This window comes from Lapillicoccus sp. (assembly GCF_039935575.1).
Classification (GTDB): Bacteria; Actinomycetota; Actinomycetes; order Actinomycetales; family Dermatophilaceae; genus Lapillicoccus.
In genome coordinates this window covers 16,752-40,868 of sequence record NZ_JBDTKA010000154.1, presented here as the reverse complement: position 1 = coordinate 40,868, position 24,117 = coordinate 16,752, and the positions used below count along the sequence as shown (strand labels likewise).

At 68.0% G+C, this 24,117-nt stretch carries 19 protein-coding genes; 9 read left to right on the top strand and 10 right to left on the bottom strand.

Annotated features, from left to right (window positions below; genetic code table 11):
* Positions 1-115 precede the first annotated feature (115 nt).
* From ABI385_RS18260 to ABI385_RS18225, 8 genes are all read right to left on the bottom strand, one after another.
* Positions 116-1,615, bottom strand: a complete 1,500-nt coding sequence (locus ABI385_RS18260; RefSeq protein WP_348105190.1) for a CoA-acylating methylmalonate-semialdehyde dehydrogenase — start codon at positions 1,613-1,615, stop codon at positions 116-118.
* A gap of 28 nt (positions 1,616-1,643) precedes the next feature.
* Entirely contained in the window at positions 1,644-2,681 is a 1,038-nt protein-coding gene (locus tag ABI385_RS18255; protein ID WP_348105189.1) for a Gfo/Idh/MocA family oxidoreductase, read from the bottom strand.
* An 87-nt stretch (positions 2,682-2,768) separates the two neighbouring features.
* Positions 2,769-3,665, bottom strand: a complete 897-nt coding sequence (locus tag ABI385_RS18250) for a sugar phosphate isomerase/epimerase (protein ID WP_348105188.1) — start codon at positions 3,663-3,665, stop codon at positions 2,769-2,771.
* Positions 3,662-5,602, bottom strand: coding sequence for a 3D-(3,5/4)-trihydroxycyclohexane-1,2-dione acylhydrolase (decyclizing) (gene iolD / locus ABI385_RS18245; protein ID WP_348105217.1), 1,941 nt, complete (start codon positions 5,600-5,602; stop codon positions 3,662-3,664). The genes ABI385_RS18250 and iolD overlap by 4 nt, the downstream gene beginning before the upstream one ends.
* A gap of 44 nt (positions 5,603-5,646) precedes the next feature.
* Positions 5,647-6,579: a 5-deoxy-glucuronate isomerase gene (iolB, locus tag ABI385_RS18240; protein ID WP_348105187.1), complete on the bottom strand. Its 933-nt coding sequence runs from the start codon at positions 6,577-6,579 to the stop codon at positions 5,647-5,649.
* Positions 6,576-7,463, bottom strand: coding sequence for a deoxyribose-phosphate aldolase (locus ABI385_RS18235; protein WP_348105186.1), 888 nt, complete (start codon positions 7,461-7,463; stop codon positions 6,576-6,578). Before ABI385_RS18235 ends, iolB begins: the two co-directional genes overlap by 4 nt.
* Before the next feature lie 29 nt (positions 7,464-7,492).
* A complete protein-coding gene (gene iolC, locus ABI385_RS18230) occupies positions 7,493-8,455 on the bottom strand; it encodes a 5-dehydro-2-deoxygluconokinase (RefSeq protein ID WP_348105185.1) in 963 nt (320 codons plus the stop codon).
* 11 nt (positions 8,456-8,466) lie between these two features.
* Entirely contained in the window at positions 8,467-9,471 is a 1,005-nt protein-coding gene (locus ABI385_RS18225; protein ID WP_348105184.1) for a Gfo/Idh/MocA family oxidoreductase, read from the bottom strand.
* A 261-nt stretch (positions 9,472-9,732) separates the two neighbouring features.
* On the opposite strand from ABI385_RS18225, the gene ABI385_RS18220 reads away from it, so the two are divergent.
* Entirely contained in the window at positions 9,733-11,712 is a 1,980-nt protein-coding gene (locus ABI385_RS18220) for an acyltransferase (RefSeq protein ID WP_348105183.1), read from the top strand.
* A 100-nt stretch (positions 11,713-11,812) separates the two neighbouring features.
* Complete coding sequence (locus ABI385_RS18215) at positions 11,813-12,037, top strand: hypothetical protein (RefSeq protein WP_348105182.1); 225 nt, start codon at positions 11,813-11,815, stop codon at positions 12,035-12,037.
* A 71-nt stretch (positions 12,038-12,108) separates the two neighbouring features.
* On the opposite strand, the gene ABI385_RS18210 is transcribed toward ABI385_RS18215, so the two are convergent.
* Positions 12,109-12,699: a YceI family protein gene (locus ABI385_RS18210; RefSeq protein WP_348105181.1), complete on the bottom strand. Its 591-nt coding sequence runs from the start codon at positions 12,697-12,699 to the stop codon at positions 12,109-12,111.
* 184 nt (positions 12,700-12,883) lie between these two features.
* Between ABI385_RS18210 and ABI385_RS18205 the strand changes: the two genes are divergently transcribed.
* Positions 12,884-14,536 (top strand): AMP-binding protein, encoded by a 1,653-nt coding sequence (locus ABI385_RS18205; RefSeq protein WP_348105180.1) that lies wholly within the window; start codon positions 12,884-12,886, stop codon positions 14,534-14,536.
* A 41-nt stretch (positions 14,537-14,577) separates the two neighbouring features.
* Positions 14,578-16,335 (top strand): arginine--tRNA ligase, encoded by a 1,758-nt coding sequence (argS, locus tag ABI385_RS18200; protein ID WP_348105179.1) that lies wholly within the window; start codon positions 14,578-14,580, stop codon positions 16,333-16,335.
* A gap of 44 nt (positions 16,336-16,379) precedes the next feature.
* Here argS and ABI385_RS18195 read toward each other — a convergent pair whose 3' ends face one another.
* On the bottom strand, positions 16,380-17,153 hold the full coding sequence (locus ABI385_RS18195; RefSeq protein ID WP_348105178.1) for an IclR family transcriptional regulator: 774 nt from the start codon (positions 17,151-17,153) through the stop codon (positions 16,380-16,382).
* A gap of 141 nt (positions 17,154-17,294) precedes the next feature.
* On the opposite strand from ABI385_RS18195, the gene ABI385_RS18190 reads away from it, so the two are divergent.
* From ABI385_RS18190 to ABI385_RS18170, 5 genes are all read left to right on the top strand, one after another.
* Positions 17,295-18,794, top strand: a complete 1,500-nt coding sequence (locus tag ABI385_RS18190) for an NAD-dependent malic enzyme (protein WP_348105177.1) — start codon at positions 17,295-17,297, stop codon at positions 18,792-18,794.
* A complete protein-coding gene (gene aceB, locus ABI385_RS18185) occupies positions 18,784-20,382 on the top strand; it encodes a malate synthase A (RefSeq protein WP_348105176.1) in 1,599 nt (532 codons plus the stop codon). The genes ABI385_RS18190 and aceB overlap by 11 nt, the downstream gene beginning before the upstream one ends.
* Positions 20,379-21,635 (top strand): DUF6986 family protein, encoded by a 1,257-nt coding sequence (locus tag ABI385_RS18180; protein ID WP_407068300.1) that lies wholly within the window; start codon positions 20,379-20,381, stop codon positions 21,633-21,635. Before aceB ends, ABI385_RS18180 begins: the two co-directional genes overlap by 4 nt.
* A 33-nt stretch (positions 21,636-21,668) precedes the next feature.
* Complete coding sequence (locus ABI385_RS18175) at positions 21,669-22,499, top strand: bifunctional allantoicase/(S)-ureidoglycine aminohydrolase (protein WP_348105175.1); 831 nt, start codon at positions 21,669-21,671, stop codon at positions 22,497-22,499.
* Between the two features lie 143 nt (positions 22,500-22,642).
* Entirely contained in the window at positions 22,643-24,091 is a 1,449-nt protein-coding gene (locus ABI385_RS18170) for a nucleobase:cation symporter-2 family protein (protein ID WP_348105174.1), read from the top strand.
* The last annotated feature ends 26 nt before the right edge of the window (positions 24,092-24,117 follow it).

Sequence of the window (24,117 nt, the reverse complement as noted above, 5' to 3'; positions counted from 1 at the left end):
GCGTCCGACGTTTCGGTAGCCCGGGCGACCACAGTGTCGGACACTGCGGGGTGTGCCGGAGTCGCCTGCGTGGGTCGGGCGTTTGCGCCCGCGGCCGGGTGGAGCGGAAACGGGATCAGGTGTTTTGCGGGAACCCCAGGTTGATGCCGCCGTGGCTCGGGTCCAGCCAACGCGACGTCACGACCTTGCCCCGGGTGAAGAAGTGCACGCCCTCCATACCGTGGGCGTGTGTGTCACCGAACAGGCTGTTCTTCCAGCCGCCGAACGAGTAGTAGCTGACCGGCACCGGGATCGGCACGTTGATGCCGACCATCCCGACCTCGACCTGGTGCTGGAACCGGCGTGCCGCACCGCCGTCGTTGGTAAAGATCGCTACCCCGTTGCCGTAGGGGTTGGCGTTGATCAGCTCCAGCCCCGCGTCGTAGGACGTGACGCGCACCGTCGACAGCACCGGCCCGAAAATCTCGTCGCGGTAGATCGACATGTCCTTCGTGACGTGGTCGAACAGCGTGGAGCCGAGGAAGAACCCGTTGTCTCCACCGTCGAAGTCGCCGTTCCGGCCGTCCACGACCAGCGTCGCCCCTTCCTCGAGCCCTGCGTCGACGTAACCGGAGACCTTGTCCCGGTGGGCGCCGGTCACCAGCGGGCCCATGTCGCAGCCTTTGGTGCCGTCGCCCGTGCGCAGCTTGCCCATCCGGTCGACGATCTTCTGGACCAGCTCATCGGCGATCGGCTCGACCGCAACCACGGCGGAGATCGCCATGCACCGCTCCCCGGCCGAGCCGAAGCCGGCGTTGACCGCGGCGTCGGCGGCGAGGTCGAGGTCGGCGTCCGGGAGGACGAGCATGTGGTTCTTCGCCCCGCCGAGGGCCTGGACACGCTTGCCGTGCGCGGTGCCCGTCTCGTAGACGTACTGCGCGATGGGTGTCGACCCCACGAAGGAGACCGACTTGACGTCGGGGTGCGCGAGTAATGCGTCAACCGCCTCCTTGTCCCCGTTGACGACATTCATCACGCCGTCGGGAAGCCCGGCCTCGGTCCAGAGCTCGGCGATGGCGATCGCGGCTGACGGATCCTTCTCCGAGGGCTTCAACACGACGGCGTTGCCGCAGGCGATTGCGACGGGGATGAACCACATCGGGACCATCGCGGGAAAGTTGAAGGGGGAGATGACAGCAACGACACCGAGTGACTGCCGCATCGAGTAGACGTCGACATTGGTCGAGGCGTTCTCACTGAAACCGCCCTTCAGCAGATGCGGTATGCCACAGGCGAACTCGGCAACCTCGAGCCCTCTCGTCACCTCGCCGAGCGCGTCGGCGAGGACCTTTCCATGCTCGGCGGTGATGAGTGCAGCGATGCTCTCCTTCTGCGCGTCAAGCAGCTGCCGGAACGCGAAGAGCACCTGCGAGCGCTTGGCGAGCGAGGTATCGGCCCACGTCACCCACGCCTTCTTCGCCGTGGTGACGACCTCCCCGACAAGATCGGCCGACGCCAGGTCGAGCACGCCGGTGACCTCGCCGGTGGCAGGGTTGAAGACCTCGCTGGTGCGTTCGGCCCTGCCCTCCCAGGGGCGGCCGGCGACGAGGTGCATGATGCGGGTGGGTGTGCTCATGGGTCATCCTTCGGGTGGTGTTCCGGTGTCAGTTCACGGCGGGGGAGGAATGTACGGGTCGAGCGGCAGCGCGGTCGGCCAAGGTGACCTTGACCGGCGTACCGGAGGCCAACGACTCCAGGCCTGCCTCGCAGACGGCCGATGCGGCGTACCCGTCCCAGGTCGTCGGCCCGACGACCTCGCTGCGCCGCGAGGCGTCGACCCAGGACTGGACCTCGAGGTCGTACGCCCGACCGAAGCGGAACCGGAAGTCGTCGGGGATCTCGCCGCCGTAGTGACCGTCGGTGCGCACGAACACGGACTGGCCGAGTCCGATGGTGGCGTTGCCTTTCTCGGCGACTGCCTCGCAACGCACTTCGTAGCCGACCTGGTTTGTGACGAAGACCTCGGTGGTCGCGATGCCACCCCCAGCCATCCGGAAGACGGCGATCTGCGGGTCGAGCACCCCTTCGGTCGCCAGTGCCGACGGTGTCGGGGCGAGCACAGTGATCTCGACGATCTCCTCACCGAAGAGCCAACGGCACACGTCGACCTCGTGCACGAGCGAGTCGCGCACGATCATCTCGGAGGTGAACGTGTCGGGGACGGTCTTGTTGCGGTGGATGTTGTGCACCACAAGGGTCCGGCCGAGACTGCCTCCGTCCAGGATCGACTTCATCTGCGCGTACTCCGGGTCGAAGCGGCGCATGAAACCGACCTGGATGAAGGGTCGACCCGCCGCCTCTTCCGCCTCGACGACGCGCAGAGAAGATGCCGCGTCCATCGTCAGCGGCTTCTCGCACAGCGCGTACTTGCCGTGGTCGATGCACGCGAGAACCTGCTGCTCGTGGACGAAGCCCGGCGAGGCGATGAGCACCGCGTCGACCTCGTCGTCCCCCACGAGATCGAGGGGGTTGCCGATGCTCCGTACGCCGTCGAACCGAACCGCGAGCTCAGCTGCCCGCCCGGTGTCGGGGTCGCTGACGGCGACGAGCCGTGCGCCCGCGATGCGGGTCACGAGCCGCTCTGCATGGTCGGCGCCCATCATGCCGACACCGATCACACCGACCCGAAGGTCATCCGGCATGTCGTCTCACTCCCTGTTCTCGTCGGTTCGTCGTCGGCTTCTCACCAGCCCGATGTCGTTGGTATGCGTCCGTGTTGGCTGACGCGGTCAGCGCAACGGGCCACAGCCCTGCAGATAGGTCAGGGTTCGCGCGGCGATGGGACCTGGCTGGTCCGGCCGGCACGGGTACATGTCCTGCTCCACAACTGCGAAGATCTCGACGTCGAGGGCGGCGAGGGCCTCGAGGATCGGTGGCATGTCCGGCACCCCGAGCGGCGGCTCGCACATGACGCCCATCTTCACGGCCTCCCCGAACCCGATCTCGTCGGTTCGCACCTTCTCGAGAATCGCCGGTTCAACCTGCTTGAGGTGCGCATAGCCGATGCGGTCGGGGAAGTCCTGGATGATCCTCAGACTGTCACCTCCGCAGTACGCGATGTGCCCGGTGTCGAGGCACAGCGTCACCAACGAGGGGTCGGTCTCGGCGAGGAACCGCTCGACGTTGGTGTGCGTGTCGACGTGGCTGTCCGCGTGGGGGTGGAACTGGAACTTCAGCCCGTAGTCGTCCCGGATTGCCTTGGCCAGCCGGTTGATCCCGGTGGCGTAGGCCGGCCAGTCGCGTTCTGTCAGCTCGGACGGCTCGAGAACCACCCCGGTCGCCGGGTCGCGCCAGAAGTCCGGGATGACGACGATGTGCTCACCACCCATGTCGCGCGTCAGCTTGGCAACGGCGGAGACCTTTGAGTGGACCTCGTCCCACGAGCCCGCGCGGTGCAGGTGCTCGAAGATCGTCCCGGCAGTCACTGTCAGACCGCGGCGGTCCAGCTCGTCGCGCAGGCGAGCCGCGTCGGTCGGTAGGTACCCGTACGGGCCCAGCTCGATCCGGGTGTATCCCGCGGTGACGCACTCGTCGAGGAACCGGCTCCACGGCGTCTGCTGCGGGTCGTCGGCATACCAGACTCCCCAGCTGTCGGGGGCGGTGCCGAGCATCGCGGGCCTGCTCATCGTTCGTCGTTCCTCTCTGCAGGGGTGAGCAACGCGCGCTGCGTCGCCTTGTGTTCGAGGTAGTCGCGATAGGCGGATCTGGTGCTCTCGAGGTCGGCGACCTCGCTGACCGGCACGTCCCACCACGCGTCGCTGCCCGGGGCGTCGACGCTCGGGTCGGTCTCGACGTGAATGACGACCGGCCCCCCGTCCCCGGGTGCGGCCTTCGCGTCCTTGATCGCCTGCTCCAGCTCTGGGGCGGAGTGCACCTCGATGACGTGGGCACCGAGGCTGCGGGCATTGGCAGCCAGGTCGACCGGGAGGGGTCCGCCGTCGAGGCGTCCGGTCGAGGTGTCCCGGAAGCGGTAGGACGTGCCGAACCGCTGCGATCCCAACGCCTGCGACAGCGAGCCGATCGAGTGGAACCCGTGGTTCTGCACGAGCACGACGATGACCTTGATCCGCTCCTGCACCGCGGTCACCAGCTCGGTCGGCATCATCAGGTAGCCGCCGTCGCCCACCAACGCGAACACGTCGCGGTCGGGCTCCGCAAGCCGGATCCCCAGGGAGGCGGGCACCTCGTATCCCATGCAGGAGTAGCCGTACTCGACGTGGTAGGCCTTGCGGTCGCGAACGCGCCACAGCTTGTGCAGGTCACCGGGCATGGAACCTGCCGCACAGAGGATGACGTCACGGGGGTCGCTCAGCTCGTTGACGGCGCCGAGGACCTGTCCCTGGGTGAGCAGGCCGTCCGCCAGCACGTCGGTCACCTCGATGGTCGGGTGGTAGGTCGCCTCGACCTGCTCGTCCCATGCACGCCAGAGCGTCGCTTGGCGTTCGCGATAGCCGGGGTCCACCCCATAACCGTCCAACGCCTCCGCCAGCGGGGTGAGCGCGTTCCGCGCGTCAGCGACCACGGCGAGACCAGCCTGCTTGCCGGCATCGAACCGCGCGATGTTGATGTTGACGAACCGAACCCCATTGTCCTGAAACACTGTTCGCGAGGCGGTGGTGAAGTCACTCCACCTCGTGCCGACGCCGATCACGACGTCAGCCTCGGCGGCAAGCGCGTTGGCGGCCGTCGTGCCGGTCGAGCCGATGGCGCCCATCTCCTGAGGGTGTCCGTGCGGCAGAGACCCCTTTCCGGCCTGGCTCTCACCCACCGGTATGCCGGTCTGCTCGCAGAGGGTACGCAACGCATCTTCGGCCCCCGAGTAGTGCACACCCCCGCCGGCAACCAACAAGGGTCGCCTTGCGGTCCGGATCAGCGCCGCGGCCTCGTTGATGTCGACCTGCTCGGGCAACGGCCGGGCGACTCGCCAGACGCGCGGGACGAACAGCTCTACCGGCCAGTCGTGCGCCTCGGCCTGCACGTCCTGAGGCAGCACGAGCGTGACCGCGCCTGTCTCGACCGGGTCCGTCAACACCCGCATCGCCGCCAGCAGGGCCGAGGGCAGCTGTTCCGGACGGGTGACCCTGTCGAAGTACCGAGACAGGGGCCGAAAGGCGTCGTTGACGGTGACGTCGCCGGCATACGGCTGCTCCAGCTCTTGGAGAACCGGACTGGACGCTCGCGTCGCGAACGTCCCGGACGGCAACAGCAGCACCGGGAGCCGGTTGATCGTCGCGAGTGCCGCGCCGGTCAGCATGTTGGTCGAGCCCGGTCCGACGGACGCGGTGCACACCCAGGTCTGCAGGCGGTCCTTCTGCCGGGCGTAGGCGACGGAGGTGTGGACCATGGCCTGCTCGTTGCGCACCAGGACGTAGGGGAGGTGCTCCTCGCCGTCGGCCAGCTCGTTCTGCAGCAGTGCCTGTCCGATGCCCGCGACGTTGCCGTGGCCGAAGATGCCGAAGCACCCGGCGAAGAGCTTCTGGCGCTCACCGTCGCGCTCGCTCCACTGGACGGCGAGGAACCGCACGACGGCCTGGGCCACGGTGAGCCGCACGGTCGGCGCCATAGCCGAGATGGCCGTCGCGCCTGTAGGCGGCTCGGGGTGATTTGTCATCGGGTGCCTCCTAGCGGCAGTCGGGGGTCGACCTTCTGCCCGGCCCAGGTGTCGCGGACCCAGGCGTGGGCCGGGTCGTCGCAGATGAGCCAGGCGCGTTCCGGCCCGGGGCCGGCCATGACGTTGAGGTAGTACAGGTCGTATCCGGGAGCGGCCATCGCCGGGCCGTGCCACCCGTGCGGCACGAGCACCACGTCTCCCGTCCGCACCTCCGCGAAGACGTCGATCGGACGGTCCGTCGTTCCGTAGACCCGTTGATACCCAACAGGATCGGCGCTTTCCGGAGCGTTGTCGACCTCGTCCGAGACCTGGGCCTCGAAGTAGTAGATCTCCTCGAGCTCGGTCTCGACACCCTCACGTCGTTCGTCGTGCTTGTGCGGCGGGTACGAGCTCCAGTTCCCAGCCGGTGTGACGACCTCACAGGCGATGACGGCCTCGGCATCGAGGACGCCAGGCACCCCGAAGTTGCGGACCTCCCGGGAGGCTTGGCCCGCCCCTCGCAGCTCGACCGGCACCTCGTCGACCTGGACGTGACGGAAGGCGGGGACCCACGAGCTGCTCTCCGGTAGAGCGGCGGCGCACACGGCGACCCGGCAGTCCTGGGTCGCCTCGATGACGACGCTACTGTCCCGCGGGGCATAGGCCACGTCGGTCGGACCGGAGAACACCGAGGGGCGGCCGGCGAGGTCCGCCGTGGACTCGACACCCGAGGGGTCCGTGCACCGCACCCGAACCGGTCCAGCGAGCGGCACGACGACAAGCTCTCTCCGGCCGGTCGAGAACCTCCGGTGCTCGCCGGGCCTCAGCGCGCCGGCATACAGACCGGTATGCGTCCACCCGTCGGCCGAGTCGTCGACGACGACCTCCCACCCGTCTCGGGCGGATGAGCCCAGCGGCAGCACCCAGCGCGAGCTCGACGCCGTGGTCACGGCAGCGTCCCGTGGACCAGCTCGGCAGCGATATCGACGGCGGCGGCAACGTCACCGTCGGGGGGGAACAACAGCGTGCGTCCGACGACGAGCCCACGAACGGGGGGCAGCTCCAGAGCCCGACTCCACGAGGCATAGACGTCGTCGGGGTCACCCTGGGGGTCTCCACCGAGCAGCAGCGTGGGAAGGGTGGTCGCGGCCATGACCCGGGCGAGGTCCTCGACGACGGGCAGCTTCAGCCAGGTGTGGGCACTGGGGGCGCCGAGTCCCGAGGCGATGGCGATGGACCGGATGGTCGAGTCGGGGTCGAGCAGGTTGACCACCCGACCCTCTCGGCGGGTGGACAAGAACGGCTCCACCATGGCCATCAGACCCAGCCCGGCAAGGTCGGACACGGCTACCGCGCTGGCCTCGAGCGTGGCCGCAGTGCCTGGGTCGTCTAGGCAGATCCGGGTCAGCATCTTGCCGCCGTCCAGGCCGTGGGCGGCGATGTCGCGAGCCCGGTATGCGGTGAACCGGTCGTCGAGCTCGAAGGACGCACCCTGCAGACCCCCCCGGTTCATCGAGCCGATGGCGAGCTTGCCTTCGAGTGCGCCCATCAGGAGCAGGTCGTCGAGGATGTCGGGAGTGCCGAGCACCCCGTCCACCCCGGGGCGGGAGACTGCCACGACCAGCCGCTCGAGAAGGTCGATCCGGCTCGCCATGGCCATGGTGTCGGAGCGCACCCCGAGCGCGCCACGGGCCGGATGGTCCGCAGCCACAACGAGCAGCCGACCGTCCGGTCCGACGACTGCACGCCTGGACCGTTCGGCCCACATCCGGCCGATCCGGTGCGGCTCGCGCACGCGGACCTCGGTGAGCTGAGAGACGGGAACCGTTGCCATGGCTGTGGACTCGGTGGTCTGAGTTGACATCACGCCCCCCAGGCGGTGAGTGCGCCGGTCGCGAGGCCAGCCTCGACCTCCGCCTCGGTGGGCATCGCGGTCGAGCACTCCAGCCGCGAGGCGACGATCGCCCCGGCGACGTTGGCGAACTCGAGGATTCGGCGCAGCGGCCACCCTTCGACCAGACCGTGGACCAGGGCTCCGCCGAAAGCGTCACCGGCGCCGAGCCCGTTGACGACCTGGACCGGGAAGACAGGGACCTCGACGCGTTCGTCCGCGGTGGCGGCCAGGACACCCTTGGGTCCCTGCTTGACGATGGCGAGCTCGAGGCCACGCTCGAGCAGGGCGTCCGCGGCGCGCGAGGGGTCGGTTTCACCAACGGCCACCTCGCACTCCTCCTTGTTGCCGACGGCGATGGTCACGTGCTCCAATGCGGCGGCCGCCTGGGACCGGCCCTCGTCGACGTCGGGCCAGAACATCGGGCGCCAGTCGAGGTCGAGGACAGTGTGCCGGCGCCGGCCACGTGCCTCCCACGCAGTGAAGTGGGCGGTGCGGCTCGGCTCCTGGGACAGGCCGGTGAGTGTCGACCAGTAGACCGCTGCAGCGCGGATGGCGTCCAGCGGGAGCGTCGCTGGCTCGATGAGGAGGTCGGGTGCGACCGGGTAACGGTAGAAGTACAGCGGGAAGCTGTCGGGCGGGAAGATCTCGCAGAACGTCACCGGGGTAGGCGGGCCGTCCACGGCCTCGACGAAGGCGTCGTCCACCCCCAGTCGGCGCAGCTCCCTGCAGACGTACGCCCCGAAAGGATCCCGGCCAGTGCGGGTCACGATCGCCGCGGCGTGCCCGTAACGGGCGCTGGCAACGGCCACGTTGGTGGCGCTGCCGCCGAGGAACTTCTCGAAGGTCCGCACGTCCTCCAGCCCGACCCCGTGCTGGAGGGGGTAGATGTCGACTCCGGTACGCCCGATGGTGATGACGTCGTAATCGTTCACGTCGTTGAGGTTCATAGTGAAGGGACCTCCTCGAGCCGGACGGGACGCCCCTCATGGCGGGAGATCTCGCACGCCTCCGCCGTGCGGAAGGCCTGCAGGGCGTCCTCGACGGTGCACGGAGAGGGTCGGCCGCCGCCGGCGACCTCGACGAAGGCGGTGAGCTCGGCCCGGTATGCCGGCAGGAACCGCTCCATGAAGGACCCGTGCCGCGGACCGGCGGGAAACGCGACATCGGGCTCGGCAGACGTGACGGCGAGGGAGTCGTCGTAGCCGACACCGATGGTGCCGTCGCTGCCCAGCACCTCCATCCGCACGTCGTGGCCGGCACCGTTGTAGCGGGTCGCCGAGAGGGTGACGAGCGTGCCGTCGTCCATCGTCAGGACGGCGGCGGCCGTGTCGACGTCACCTGCCTGAAAGAAGAACGACGCGCCCTTGTTGGCTCCCGTCGCGTAGACGGACGCCACCTCCCGCCCGGTGACGAACCGGAGAATGTCGAAGTCGTGGATCGAGCAGTCGCGGAACAGGCCACCGCTGGTGGGGATGTAGGCCGCATGGGGTGGTGCCTGGTCGTGGGTGTTGACGCGCACGGTGTGCAGGAACCCGAGCTCGCCGTCGCCGACGGCCTGCCTCGCTCGCTGGTAGCCGACGTCGAAGCGGCGCTGGAACCCCACGTGGACAGGGACATCCGTTGCCGACGCGAGCTTGGCCAGCTCGAGCGTCTCCTCGAGCGTGGACGCGACAGGCTTCTCGCAGAACGTGGGAACTCCGGCCGCCAAGCCGAGCCGCAGGAGCGGGGCGTGACCCGGTGTCGCGGTGGCGATGACGAAGCCGTCCACCCCCGAGGCCAGCAGCTCCTCTGGGCTCGCGGCAAACTCGACCTGGAGCCGGTCGGCCAGGACCCGGGCTGCCTGCGTATCGAGGTCCGTGACGACCAGGGCGTCGACCTCGTCGAGGGCCGTGAGGGTCGCGGCGTGGAAGGCACCGATCCGACCAACGCCGGCAAGGCCGATTCGCATCAAACGCTTCCTGTCGAGCCATGAGGGGAGGGCGGGGCAACGCCGTCCTGTCGAGATCGATGTTCTGACAACCGAGGTCAAGTGTCAAACAAATGTTAGAACATTATGACCTATATCAACACCCGGCGATAGTGGTGACACGACTGAGCTACCGGGTTGCAGGCGGGTTTTCGCGTATCCTGCGCGCGGCGATGAGGGGTCGACCCGCCGCCGGCGGGGGAACCTCGAGACGCCTCGCAGCCTGCCTCGAGGAGACCTCGTATGCCCCGCCCGATCGACGCCAGGGGCACCTATCTGCCTGCTCTCGACGGTATCCGGGCCCTAGCGGTCGGCGCGGTCGTGGCATACCACCTCGGGGTCGGCCAGACGCCTGGAGGGCTACTCGGGGTCGGCATCTTCTTCACGCTCAGCGGGTTCCTCATCACCGGGATCCTCCGGGCCACCTGGGAGCGACGCGGGAGCTTCGACCTGCGGCACTTCTGGGTCCGCCGGGCGCGCCGGCTGCTTCCCGCCGTGACCCTGCTGCTTGTCGTCGTCCTCGGCGTGACGCTCCTGACCAACCGCGCCGAGCTCGGGGTCAGGGGAGCCAAGACGCTCGCCACCCTGTTCTACGTCAGCAACTGGACGACCATCCACCTCGGGGTCTCCTACTTCCAGCGGTTCAACGGCCCCGGACCACTAGACCACCTCTGGTCGCTGGCAGTCGAGGAGCAGTTCTACGTCTTCTGGCCGCTGATCCTGTGGGGTCTGGTCACGGTCTGCCGGCGCCGCTGGGGCAAGGTCGCGTTGACGACACTGGGTCTCGCGGTGGTCTCCTTCGTGCTGCTGTGGGTGCTTGCCAAACCGGGTTTCGACAACACCCGCCCCTACGAAGGCACCGACACCCGGGCCGGCGGACTGCTCGTCGGAGCGGCGCTCGGGATGGTGTGGAGGCCGTCCAAGCTGAGCGCCACGATTGGCGCCCGGCCACGTCTGATCCTCGACGGCGTGGGCGTCGCGGCGCTCCTGGTCATGGCCCTACTCGTCGTGCGGACCGACGAGTACTCGATCTTCATCTATCGCGGCGGACTGCTGGTCCTGTCGCTGGCCATGGCGGCGCTGATCGCGGTCACCACGCATCCGGCGTCGGTGCTGAGCAAGGTTGTCGGGGCCCAGCCGTTCCGCTGGATCGGCGAGCGTTCCTACGGCATCTACCTCTGGCACCTGCCGGTCGTCGTCTTCATGCCCGAGGACGTCCTCGCCGACAGCCCCCTCCGTCCGCTCGTCCTGGTGGCGATCACCGTCGCGCTCGCAGCCCTCAGCTGGACGCTGGTGGAGGACCCGATCCGACGGCGTGGACTCAAGGGAGCCTTCCAGCGCGGACGCGAGCACCAGGCCTGGGCCGGTGCACCCGCGCGGTCGAGCTCCCGGGGTGGGGGCACCGCGCTCGTCCCGAACGTCGTCGCTCTCGTCCTGATCGCTACAGCCGGACTGACGGCCATGAACGTCTCCGGCGCCTCGGCCCGCGACATCGCAGCGCTTTCACCCGGGGATCTGGACAACCCACCGCTGCCGCCGCCCGTCGCCGCCCTGACGACCACCACCCCGGCGACCGACGTCAACACGAACAACCTGAAGATGTCCTGCACCTCGGTCTTCCACGTCGGTGACTCGACGTCGGTGGGTCTGATGAGCAGGGACTACCTGCCCAACCCCGCCGACCGGGTCGACGCCCAGTACAAGCTCTTCGGCGCCGCCAACGCCCGCACCGACATCCTCGGGGCGCGCTCGATCGTCGAGGGCTGGAACAACCAGCCGAATGGCGAAGACGTCGTCAAGACCCAGATCGCCAACGGGTACGACGGGTGCTGGGTCTTCGCGATGGGGACCAACGAGGCCGCGAACCAGGCGGTCGGCGGCAACACCCCGATGGACCAGCGGATCGACCTGCTCATGAAGCACGTGGGTGACTCGCCGGTGCTCTGGGTGACGGTCAAGACACTGCTGACCAAGGGCCCCTACGCCGAGGTAGAGATGCAGAAGTGGGACGACGCTCTCGTCGCGGCGTGCTCGACGTACCCGCACATGCGGGTCTACGACTGGGCGGCCGAAGTCCAGGGCAAGTGGTACATCAGCGACAAGATCCACTTCACGACCCCGGGTTACCAGCAGCGCGGGCACCGGATCGCCGAGGCGATGGCCATCGCCTTTCCCAAGGGCGGGCAGTCCCCGGACGGCTGCCTGATCCGCACCCCGGGCTGAGAACTCGCTGGGGGTCCCGCGAACCGGGCATTTCCACCCCTACGATGACGACGGTTCCGGTGCTTACCGGAGTCGTCACCATGAGGTGGAGGAGATCGGAATGGCAGTGCAGGCAAACCTCTCGAAGGCGCTCGACAAGTCCTACGAGGACAAGTCGATCTCGGAGATCCTCAGCGCACCCCCGTCCGCGCTCGCTGGGCTGACGACGGCGCACGACGCGGTGCTCAAGGAGCACTTCGGTATCGACACCGTGCGTGAGCTCGGGTCCAACAAGTACTTCGCTCTCGCCGGCGTCCTCGTCGCCCTGTCAGGCAAGGAGGGCTGACCCGCCGCAGGCGAAAGCAGGGCCGCCCCGACGGGGCGGCCCTGCTGGTGTCGGAACGCCGTGCGCGAAGCTCACGCCTCCTGGCGGATGGCCGAGACGTCGAACTCGAGGGTGACCTTCTCGCTGACGAGAACGCCGCCGGTTTCGAGCGCGGCGTTGAAGCTGAGGTCCCAGTCGCCGCGGTTGATCGCGACACTGCCCTCGAAGCCCACGCGCGTGTTGCCGAACGGGTCCTTGGCGGAGCCGGTCTCTTCGAACGGGATCGTGATGGAGTGGGTCGTGGCGTTGATGGTCAGGTCGCCCGTGATCGCCCACTCGGCGGCGTCGCGCTCGACGTTCGTGGAAACGAAGGTGATCTGGGGGTAGGTCTCGATGTCGAAGAAGTCAGGCGTCTTCAGGTGGCCGTCGCGCTGCGCCTGGCCGGTCGTGACGCTGGCGGCCTGGATGGTGATGGACACGGCGGAGTCGGCCGGGGTGGCGGTGTCGATGTGGGCATTGCCCTCGAACTCGTCGAACTGGCCGCGGACCTTGGTCACCATCGCGTGCCGGGCGGAAAAGCCGACGCGGGTATGCGAAGGGTCGAGGATGTAGTCGCCGGCGATGTCGTCGAGGAGGCTGCTGGCGTCATCGGCAGGGGCTGAGGTGCGGGAGAACAGGGCCATGAAGGATCCTTCGGTTGCAAATGGGCGTTTGTTGAACTTTCAACGAACATGGTGGGCCGATATTCCCCACCGGAACAACCCCAGCGTCGCGTCCGACCTTTCGGCGCCCAGGGCGGCCGAAACGTCGGACGCAACCGAGTAACCTGCTGACCGGACCTAGCGAGCAGCTGACCGGAGGCCGTCGATGCCCGAAACCGCACCCTCCCCTTCGCTGCTCTCCCACGATGTCGGCGAGACCGACGTCCCCCTCATCGAGCAGACAATCGGGGACAACCTCGACGCCACGGTCGCCAGGTTCCCCGATCGCGAGGCGTTGGTCGACGTGGCGGCCGGGCGCCGCTGGACCTGGGCCGAGCTGGGTCTTGCCGTCGACGAGGCGGCTCGCGCCCTCGCCGCGGTCGGCATCGTCACAGGTGACCGGGTCGGCATCTGGGCGCCGAACTGCGCCGAGTGGACCATCGTCCAGTTTGCGACGGCCAAGCTCGGCGCCATCCTGGTCAACATCAACCCCGCCTACCGGACGCACGAGCTGAGGTACGTCCTCGGCCAGGCCGGCGTCCGGATGCTCGTAGCGGCGCCGAAGTTCAAGACCAGCGACTATGCCGCGATGATCGACGAGGTGCGTGGTGACCTGCCCGGACTGGAGCAGGTGGTGCTCATCGGCACCGACAGCTGGGACGCGCTGCTGGCTCGAGCTGACGAGGTCAGTGCCGACGAGCTGGAAGGGATCCAGTCCACGCTCGACCGCAACGACCCGATTAACATCCAGTACACCTCTGGCACAACGGGATTCCCCAAGGGTGCCACCCTCAGTCACCGCAACATCCTCAACAACGGGTACTTCGTGGGCGAGCTCTGCCTCTACACCGAGCAGGACCGGGTCTGCATACCGGTGCCGTTCTACCACTGCTTCGGGATGGTGATGGGCAACCTGGCGTGCTCGACGCACGGCGCGACCATGGTCATCCCGGCGCCCGGGTTCGACCCGGCGGCGACCCTGCGGGCCACCCAGGACGAGCGGGTCACCTCGCTCTACGGGGTGCCCACGATGTTCATCGCCGAGTGGGCGCTGCCGGGCTTCGCGGACTACGACCTGTCGGCCGTGCGGACCGGCATCATGGCTGGCTCGCCCTGCCCCGCCGAGCTGATGAAGAAGCTCATCGCCGCGGGCATCACGGAGGTCACCATTGCCTATGGCATGACCGAGACGTCGCCGGTGTCGACGCAGACTCGGACCGACGACTCGTTCGAGCACATGGTCGGCAGCGTGGGGCGCGTCGGCCCCCACCTCGAGATCAAGGTGGTCGACCCGGGGTCGCGGGAGACGCTGCCCCGCGGTGAGCCGGGGGAGCTTGCCACCAAAGGCTATTCGGTGATGATCGGCTACTGGGAGCAGCAGGACAAGACCGACGAGGTCCTGGCGGACGGCTGGATGCATACCGGCGACATCGCCGTGATGGCCGACGACGGATACGTGCAGATCACTGGGCGGATCAAGGACATGGTCATCCGGGGTGGCGAGAACGTCTATCCGCGCGAGGTGGAGGAGTTCCTCTACACCCACCCCGACATCCTCGATGCCCAGGTCGTCGGCGTCCCCGACGAGCGCTACGGCGAGGAGCTCTGCGCCTGGATCCGGATGCGTGACGGCGCCAAACCGTTGACCCCAGAGTCGGTCCGGGCTTTCGCGACGGGCAAACTGGCGCACTACAAGATCCCGCGCTACATCCAGATCGTCGACGAGTTCCCCATGACGGTCACGGGCAAGGTGCGCAAGGTCGAGATGCGGGAGAAGTCGGTCGCCGACCTCGGGCTGTCGGTGGTCGGCCCGTCATAGTGGGTGGAAGCCCGTTGCTCTGAGCACCTAACCTTCACCGTATGCCGTCCCCCGCCGAGGTCGTCGCCCCTCGCATCACCGCCGCGATCGCCGCTGCGTTCGGTGCGGCATACCCGGAGCTGACGGACGCCGACCCGGTGCTGCGCCCCTCGCAGTTTGCGGACCTGCAGGCCAACGCTGCTCTCGCGCTGGGCAAGAAGGTCGGTATGCCTCCTCGTGATGTCGCCGCCAAGGTGGTCGAGCACCTCGACCTGGGCGGCGTCGCGGCGCAGGTCGAGATCAGCGGCCCCGGTTTCATCAACATCACCCTGTCCAACTCATGGGTTGCTGGCGCAACGGGCGAGATGGCGGCCGACCCTCGGCTCGGGGTTCCGTCGCAGCGCACCCAGAACATCCCCATCGACTACTCCTCACCCAACGTGGCCAAAGAGATGCATGTCGGCCACCTGCGTACGACGGTCGTTGGCGACGCCCTGGCACGAACGCTGGAACACCTGGGACACAACGTCATCCGTCAAAACCACCTCGGCGACTGGGGGACTCCGTTCGGGATGCTCATCGAGCATCTGCTCGACGTCGGCGAGAGCTCGTCCGAGGCGTCCCTGCTCGAGAGTGACCCGAACGCGTTCTACCAGCACGCCCGCGACACGTTCGACGGCGACCCGGCGTTCGCGGACCGCGCGCGCGCGCGTGTGGTCGCGCTGCAGGCCGGTGACCCGGACACCTTGCGGCTGTGGGTCGAGCTGGTGGACCTCTCCAAGCGCTACCTCAACCGGGTCTACGCGCTGCTCGGTGTCACCCTCACCGACGACCACTTCGCCGGGGAGTCCCGTTACAACGCCGAGCTGGGGGCCATCTGCGACGAGCTCGAGGCGAAGGGCATCGCCGTCGTCAGCGACGGTGCGCTGTGCGTGTTCCTCGACGGCTACACCGGTCGTGAGGGCAAACCGGTGCCGCTGATCATCCGCAAGTCCGATGGTGGCTACGGCTACGGCGTGACCGACCTCGCGACGATCCGCTACCGCGCGCATGACCTGCACGGTGAGCGGATCGTCTACGTCGTCGGCGTGACCCAGGCTCTGCACTTCCGGATGGTCTGGGACACCGCCCGCAAGGCCGGCTGGATCGGTGACGACGTCCACCCGATCCACGTCCAGATCGGCAACGTGCTCGGTGCCGACCGCAAGATCCTCAAGACGCGCTCCGGTGAGCCGCCGCGGTTGACCGACCTGCTCGACGAGGCGACCGCCTCCGCGCGGGCCGTCATCGATGAGGCCCGGCCCGACCTGGCCGAGGAGGTCCGTGCCCAGATCGCCCCCCAGATCGGGATCGGCGCAGTGAAGTACGCCGACCTGTCGGTCGCGCACGACAGCGAGTACGTCTTCGACCTGGCGCGGATGGTCTCGCTCACCGGCAACACCGGGCCCTACCTGCAGTACGCCGCTGCGCGGGTCCGATCGATCTTCCGCAACGCCGGCCTGGACCCGGCAACCGTCGGGCACGGTGGCGAGAAGCGACGCATCGTCGTGCGCGATGCGGGTGAACGCGACCTCGCGCTCGCGCTGCTGGAGTTCGGGTCGACCGTGACCGAGGTCGGCGACGAGCTCGAGCCGCACCGGCTCGCGGCATACCTCTTCGAGCTCGCGCAGACGTTCTCGTCGTTCTACGAGCACCACCCGGTGCTCAAGGCCGAGGACGCCGAGCTGCGCCAGTCACGGCTGGCGTTGTGCGCACTGACGTTGGCGGTGCTGGTCCAGGGGCTGGCGCTGCTCGGGGTGGAGTCCCCCACCCAGATGTGACGCGGCCTTCTCAGCCCGGTCGGGACACGCCGGTCCGGTATGCGTCAGGACAGGTCGGTCGAGAGTGCAGCAGCCGCGGTCACCAGTGCGGGCACGGCCCGCTGGACCATCTCCTCGGTCATCCGCGACGCCGGTCCGGACACGGACAGGCCGAGCCGGGCCGGGGCGTCGGGAACAACGACGGCCACGCATCGCACCCCCGTCTCCTGCTCCTCGTCGTCGACCGCGTAACCGTGTTTCTCGACCCAGACCAGGGCCGCAGCGAAGCCCTCTGGATCGGTGATCGTGTGCTCGGTGTGCTTAGGCATTCCGGTGCGGCGCAACAGGCCCGCCACCTGGGCCGGTTCCATCTGGGCCATGATCGCCTTGCCGACGGCGGTGCAGTGCGGCAGGACCCGGCGCCCGACCTCGGTGAACATCCGCATCGAGCGCTGCGACTGAGCCTGGGCGAGATAGACGATCTGGTCGCCGTCGAGCATGGCGAGGTTGGCCGACTCGCCGAGCTCGTCAACGAGGCGGTCCAGGTGTGGGCGGGCCCAGAGGTTGAGCATCGCCCCGGAGCTCTCACCCAGCCTGATCAGGCGGGGTGCCAGGACGTACTGTCGGCTCGGGTCTTGACTCAGGTAGCCCAGGTCGACGAGGGTGCGCAGCAGCCGATGGATCGTGGGCAACGGAAGTCCCGAGGCGATCGCCAGCTGCGACAGTCCCATCCTGCCGCCATGGTCGGCCATCGTCTCGAGCAGTCCGAAGGCTCGCTGGATGGACTGGACGGTACCCGAGCGCGCCTGGACGTCGGCGGGTGACGCGGATGAGGTCATCGAGGCTCCTTGAACTTTTTCCGTAGAGCGGAAGTGTAGGCCTGTGAGAGGGCCCCTTTCGGATATATTCAACATCTCGTTGATCTTCCGTAAGACAGATAATAGTGTCCGTAATACGGAATCAACCGAGGAGAAGTCTCAATGGCGACACCCAGTCCTGGCTACGCGATCACGGTCCGCGTGGAGACACCATCCGCATCCGGTGCCACGAGTGCTCTCGTGACGGCGGTGACCTCGGCCGGCGGCGCCCTCACAGCCCTCGACGTGGTCGAGTCGCACGCGGCCCGCCTCGTCGTCGACCTCACGTGCAACGCCTCTGATGCGACCCACGCCGACGCCATCGTGACGGCGCTGCGGTCGGTCGACGGGGTCGTGGTGCGCAAGGTCAGTGACCGCACCTTCCTCATGCACCTGGGCGGCAAGCTCGAGGTGGTCTCCCGGGTGCCGCTCAAGAACCGGGACGACCTGTCGCGCGCCTACACGCCGGGAGTGGCACGGGTCTGTATGGCCATCGCCGAACACCCCGAGGACGTGCGCCGACTCACGATCAAGCGCAACACGGTGGCTGTCGTCACGGATGGTTCGGCCGTGCTCGGTCTCGGCAACATCGGACCCGCCGCGGCGCTCCCGGTCATGGAGGGGAAGGCGGCGCTGTTCAAGCAGTTCGCCGACGTCAACGCCTGGCCGGTATGCCTCGACACCCAGGACACCGAAGCGATCATCGCCATCGTCAAGGCCATCGCCCCCGTCTACGGTGGGATCAACCTCGAGGACATCGCCGCGCCGCGCTGCTTCGAGATCGAACGCCGCCTGCGCGACGAGCTCGACATCCCGGTCTTTCACGACGACCAGCACGGAACCGCGATCGTCGTCCTCGCCGCCCTCACCAACGCCCTGCGGGTTGTCGACAAGCGGATCGAGGACGTCACGGTCGTCGTCAGTGGCGTCGGGGCTGCAGGGCACGCGATCATCACGTTGTTGCTGGCGCAGGGCGTCGGCAACATCGTCGCCTGCGACCGCCACGGGGCCCTCGAGGCCGCACGGGTGGGGGCTGACGAGTCGCGCCAGTGGATCGTGGACCACACCAATACCGAGAACCGTTCCGGCACTCTCGCCGAGGTGCTCAGCGGAGCCGACGTCTTCATCGGCGTCTCGGCACCGCGGCTCCTGACCGGCGCGGACATCGCCACGATGGCCGACGACGCGATCGTCTTCGCCCTCGCGAACCCCGACCCGGAGGTCGACCCCCTGGAGGCCGGCCAGCACGCCGCGGTGGTGGCGACTGGTCGGTCCGACTTCCCGAACCAGATCAACAACGTCCTCGCCTTCCCCGGCTTCTTCCGTGGCATGCTCGACGCGGGCGCCCGCGAGATCACCCGCGAGGTCATGCTCGCTGCGGCAGGGGCCATCGCAGACTGCGTCGCAGAGGAGGAGCTCAACGCGAGCTACATCGTGCCATCGGTGTTCGACCCGGAGGTCGCTCCGGCAGTCGCCGCTGCGGTGCGTGCAGCCGCTGTCCGCGATGGCAACGCTGCGCCTGTAGCGGACCACGACGCCGTCGAGATGGGTGCGCTCGACGAGGAGTCCATCCCCACCTACGAGCCGCAACGCGCGGCGGAAGGAGCTGGCCATGTCCGCTGACATCGAGATCTCCGGACAGCCCGTCGACGGCCAGGACGAGATCCTCACGTCCGAGGCTCTGGCCTTCCTGGTCGAGCTCCAGCGACGGTTCGGCTCTCGGCGGGACGAGCTGCTGGCCGCTCGGCACGCCCGGCGCGAGGAGGTCGGGAAGACGGGTCGACTGGACTTCCTCGGGACGACCGCGTCCGTACGCGAGTCAGACTGGACCGTCGCCCCTGCACCCGCGGACCTGCAGGACCGGCGCGTGGAGATGACCGGGCCTACGGACCGAAAGATGACGATCAACGCCCTCAACTCGGGTGCCCGCGTCTGGCTCGCGGACATGGAGGACGCGTCGACACCGCACTGGCACAATGTGATCGGCGGTCAGGTCAACCTTTGCGACGCGATCCGCCGGACCATCGCCTTCACCGCGCCCCAGGGCAAGTCCTATGCGCTACGCACCGACCAGCGGCTCGCCACGATCGTCATGCGCCCGCGCGGTTGGCACTTCGACGAACGTCATCTCGTTGTCGACGGCACCCCCATGGTCGGCGCACTCGTCGACTTCGGGCTCTACTTCTTCCACAACGCGAAGGAGCTGCTGGCGCGCGGTAGTGGGCCGTACTTCTACCTCCCCAAGACCGAGAGCCACCTCGAGGCGAGGCTGTGGAACGACGTGTTCACGTTCGCCGAAGAGCAGGTCGGGGTCCCGCACGGCAGTGTCCGCGCGACCGTGCTCATCGAGACGATCCCGGCTGCGTTCGAGATGGACGAGATCCTCTACGAGCTGCGCGAGCACGCTTCGGGACTCAACGCCGGACGGTGGGACTACCTGTTCAGCATCATCAAGTACTTCCGCGACTCCGGTCCGGAGTTCGTCCTGCCGGACCGCGCCAACATCGGTATGCCGACGCCGTTCATGCGCGCGTACGCCGAGCTCCTGGTGCAGACCTGCCACCGGCGTGGGGCCTTCGCCATCGGCGGGATGTCGGCGTTCATCCCCAGCCGCAAGGACGAGGAGGCGAACGCCCGGGCGTTCGCCAAGGTCACCGAGGACAAGGAACGCGAGGCCAGTCAAGGTTTCGACGGGTCCTGGGTCGCCCATCCCGACCTCGTCCCCGTCTGCCAGGCGGTGTTCGACCGAGTCCTGGGCGATCGTCCGAACCAGCTCGATGTGCTCCGTGAGGATGTGCACGTCACCGCCCACGACCTGCTCGACATCGCCTCGGCCGAAGGGGCGATCACCCGGGCGGGCCTGGAGAGCAACGTGGAGATCGCCGCGCGCTATCTCGAGTCCTGGCTCGGCGGCAACGGCGCGGTCGGGATCCACAACCTGATGGAGGACGCCGCGACCGCGGAGATCTCGCGGTCACAGATCTGGCAGTGGGTCCATAACGGCTCCAAGCTCGACGACGGGACGACCATCACGGCCGACCTCGTGCGCGACGTGCTCGCCTCCGAGCGCGAGAAGATCCGGGCCGAGCTGGGCGACGGCTATGACGCGCACAACTTCGAGACCGCGTTCGAGGTGTTCGAGCAGGTGGCCCTCGCCGACGAGTACGCGGAGTTCCTCACCCTTCCTGCATACGAAGCGGTCAGCGAGTGACCGCCGACCTCGCGGCGCTGTCAGACCTGCTTGACGAGCAGCTCGCTGACGCGGACTCCGCTCTGCTGCAGCAGTTCCCGGGAGAGCGTGGCCTGCGACAGCCGATCCACACGGTTTACGTCCCTGCCGACCGGTTCACCCCGACCACCGTGACCGAGTGGGGCGAGGCGGCCGTGGCGGCGCTCGACGCATACGGGCGCTCGTCCGCGGAGGTGGCCGACGCGATCGGTATGCCGCTCGGGCTCGTCGACGCGGTGCTGCCGCTGGTCCGACGCAAGCTCGAGCGTGAGCCCATCGAAGACCTGCGCATCGACTTCGAGGACGGCTACGGCAACCGACCGGACACCGATGAGGACGCCACGACCCTCGCCGCGGCCCGTGCCCTGGGGGCGTCACTGCGGGAGGGCACTGCGGCGCCGTTCCACGGGATCCGCTTCAAGTCGTTCGAGTCTCCGAGCAGGCGTCGCGGGCTGCGCACGCTCGACCTGTTCGTCGGCGAGCTCGTGAGCGAGGGAGGCCTCGACGACGGGTTGCGGCTCACGCTGCCCAAGGTGACCTCGGTCGACCAGGTCGCCGCCATGGTCACCACCTGTGACTGGCTGGAGCACGCTCACGGGCTGCCCTCTGGACGGTTGGGGTTCGAGATCCAGGTAGAGACGCCCCAGTCGATCCTCGGACCCGACGGCACGGCACTCGTCGCGCGGATGATCCACGCTGCCGACGGCCGCTGCACCGGGCTGCATTACGGCACCTACGACTACAGCGCCTCCTGCGGGATCGCCGCGGAGTACCAGAGCATGGAGCACCCGGCGGCCGACCATGCCAAGGCCGTCATGCAGGTGGCCGCTGCCGGGACCGGGGTCCAGCTGTCCGACGGGTCCACGAACGTCATGCCCGTCGGCGACGCCGATGCCGTCCACCGGGCCTGGAGGCTGCACGCCCGGCTGGTGCGTCGCTCGCTCGAGCGCGGCTACTACCAGGGGTGGGATCTGCACCCCGCGCAGCTGCCGACGAGATACCTCGCCACGTACGGCTTCTACCGCGACGGCCTGTCATCCGCCTCCGCGCGGCTGCGCGCCTACACCGCAGGAGTTGACGGCGCCTTCATGGACGAACCCGCCACGGCGGTAGCGCTCGCCGGCTTCGTCCTGCGGGGTCTGGAGTGCGGGGCCATCACCGACGACGAGGTCGGCACCGCGATCGGGATCGACCGTATGCGGCTGGCCCAGCTGGCCCGCCGACCAACCATCTGAACCCAAGCTTTGCCACACAAAGGAGTGTCCGCAATGACCACCACCTACTACGCCCCTCGCGGGGGCCACCCCGACCAGACCGAGCTGCTCACCGACCGGGCCATGTTCAAAGAGTCCTACGCCGTCCTGCCGCGCGGTGTCATGCGTGACATCGTCACGAGCAAGCTGCCGTTCTGGGACGAGACGCGCCTGTGGGTCCTGGCGCGCCCGCTGTCCGGGTTCGCCGAGACCTTCTCGCAGTACATCGTCGAGGTGGGACCAGGGGGAGGTAGCGACAAACCGGAGCTCGACCCCCACGCCGAGGGCGTGCTCTTCGTCGTCGAGGGAGGGGCGGCCCTCACGATCGACGGCGCGTCCCACGAGCTCGACACGGGAGGCTACGCATACCTGCCTGCCGGTGCGACCTGGACCCTGCGCAACCACGGGTCGGACGCCTTGCGGTTCCACTGGATCCGCAAGGCCTACGAACCCGTCGAGGGACTGGACCTACCTCCCGCCTTCGTCACCTCTGACAGTGAGTGCACGCCGATACCGATGCCTGGCACCGATGGCCGGTGGGTCACCTCGCGGTTCGCGGACCCCGACGACCTGCGGCACGACATGCACGTCAACATCGTCACCTTCCAGCCCGGTGCCGTGATCCCCTTCGCCGAGACCCACGTCATGGAGCATGGTCTCTACGTGCTCGAGGGCAAGGCCGTCTACCGCCTCAACGAGGACTGGGTCGAGGTCCAGGAGGGCGACTTCATGTGGCTGCGCGCCTTCTGCCCCCAGGCGTGCTACGCCGGTGGGCCTGGGCCGTTCCGATACCTGCTCTACAAGGACGTCAACCGGCACGCCAGGTTGAGCCGCCAGTTCCTCTGACCGTCGCCCGCGCTGCGGCGCGAGTCGTTACCTGAGCCGGCCGGGCTACCCGACGGCTCCGGCTGTCCAATCCCACAACCCCACAGAGCCCATCCCTTCCTTTCCGCTTCCGGAAACCAGCTGACCAACGGAGGTCACACATCATGGTCGACGCGCCCATTACCCAGACGCTCGAAAAACACCCGGTGGACGAGATTCTGCCGGCACCGAAGATGTTCGTCTACGGACTGCAACACGTCATGAGCATGTATGCCGGGGTCGTCGCGGTCCCGCTCATCATCGGCACTGCCCTGAAGCTGAGCGGCGTCGAGCTGACCTACCTCGTCGCGGCGGGGCTGTTCATGTCCGGTGTCGCCACCTTGATCCAGACCCTCGGGTTCTGGAAGATCGGCGCTCGCCAGCCCATTGTCCAGGGCACCTCCTTCGCCGCCGTGTCCACGATGCTGACGATCGGGACCGCTAAGGGTGGTCTCGACGGGCTGCGGGCCATCTTCGGCGCGCTGCTCCTCGCGAGCGTGCTGGCCTTCTTCATCGCCCCGATCTTCACCAAGCTGCTGCGCTTCTTCCCTGAGGTGGTCACGGGAACAGTCATTACCGTCATCGGGATCTCGCTGCTGCCGGTCGCGATCACCTGGGCCGGTGGCGGGGCTGGTGCCAAGAACTTCGGTCAACCGACAAACGTCGGTCTCGCGGCGATCACCATCCTCATCATCGTGCTGATCTACCGGTTCCTCCCGGCGTTCCTCAGCCGGGTGGCCATCCTGCTCGGGCTCGTCCTCGGGACCGTCGTTGCGATCCCGTTCGGGGTCACCAACTTCTCCAAGATCGGGGACGCCTCGATCTTCCAGATCGTCACCCCGTTCCACTTCGGGCTTCCGACCTTCGCGGTCGGAGCGACGCTGTCGATGTTCGTCGTGATGCTCGTCATCATGACCGAGACCACGGCGGACATTCTGGCTATCGGCGAGGTCATCGACAAGCCGGCCGACCAGCAGACGGTCACCAACGGTCTTCGCGCGGACATGGGCGCCACCGCACTGGCGAGCGTGTTCAACGGCTTCTCGGTCAGCGCCTTCGCGCAGAACGTCGGCCTCGTGGCCATCACTGGCATCAAGAGCCGGTTCGTTGTGGCCGTGAGCGGCGTGATCCTGGTCTTCCTCGGACTCTTTCCCGTCCTCGGAGCGCTGGTCAACCTGGTACCGCTGCCCGTCCTCGGTGGCGCGGGCCTGGTGCTGTTCGGCACCGTGGCGGCCAGCGGCATCCGCACGCTGAGCCGGGTCGACTTCGGCGGCAACGCCAACCTGGTCATCGTGGCGGTGGCCTTGTCGATGGGGATCATCCCGATCGCCGTCCCGACGATCTACAACGCCTTCCCGGGCTGGTTCACGGTGGTCTTCGACTCCGGGATCACGGCGGCCGCGATCAGCGCGGTGCTGCTGAACGTCCTGTTCAACATCGTCGGCCGTAAAGAGGGCACCGAAGGGCCGATCTTCTCGGAGGCGCCCCCGATCGCGTCGATCTCCGACGAGGACGAAGAGCGCCTGAAGTCCGAGGCGTCCCGCCGGTTCGACGCGGGAGACAGCCGTGAGTGACGGGCGGGACGGGGCCAGGCGCAGCC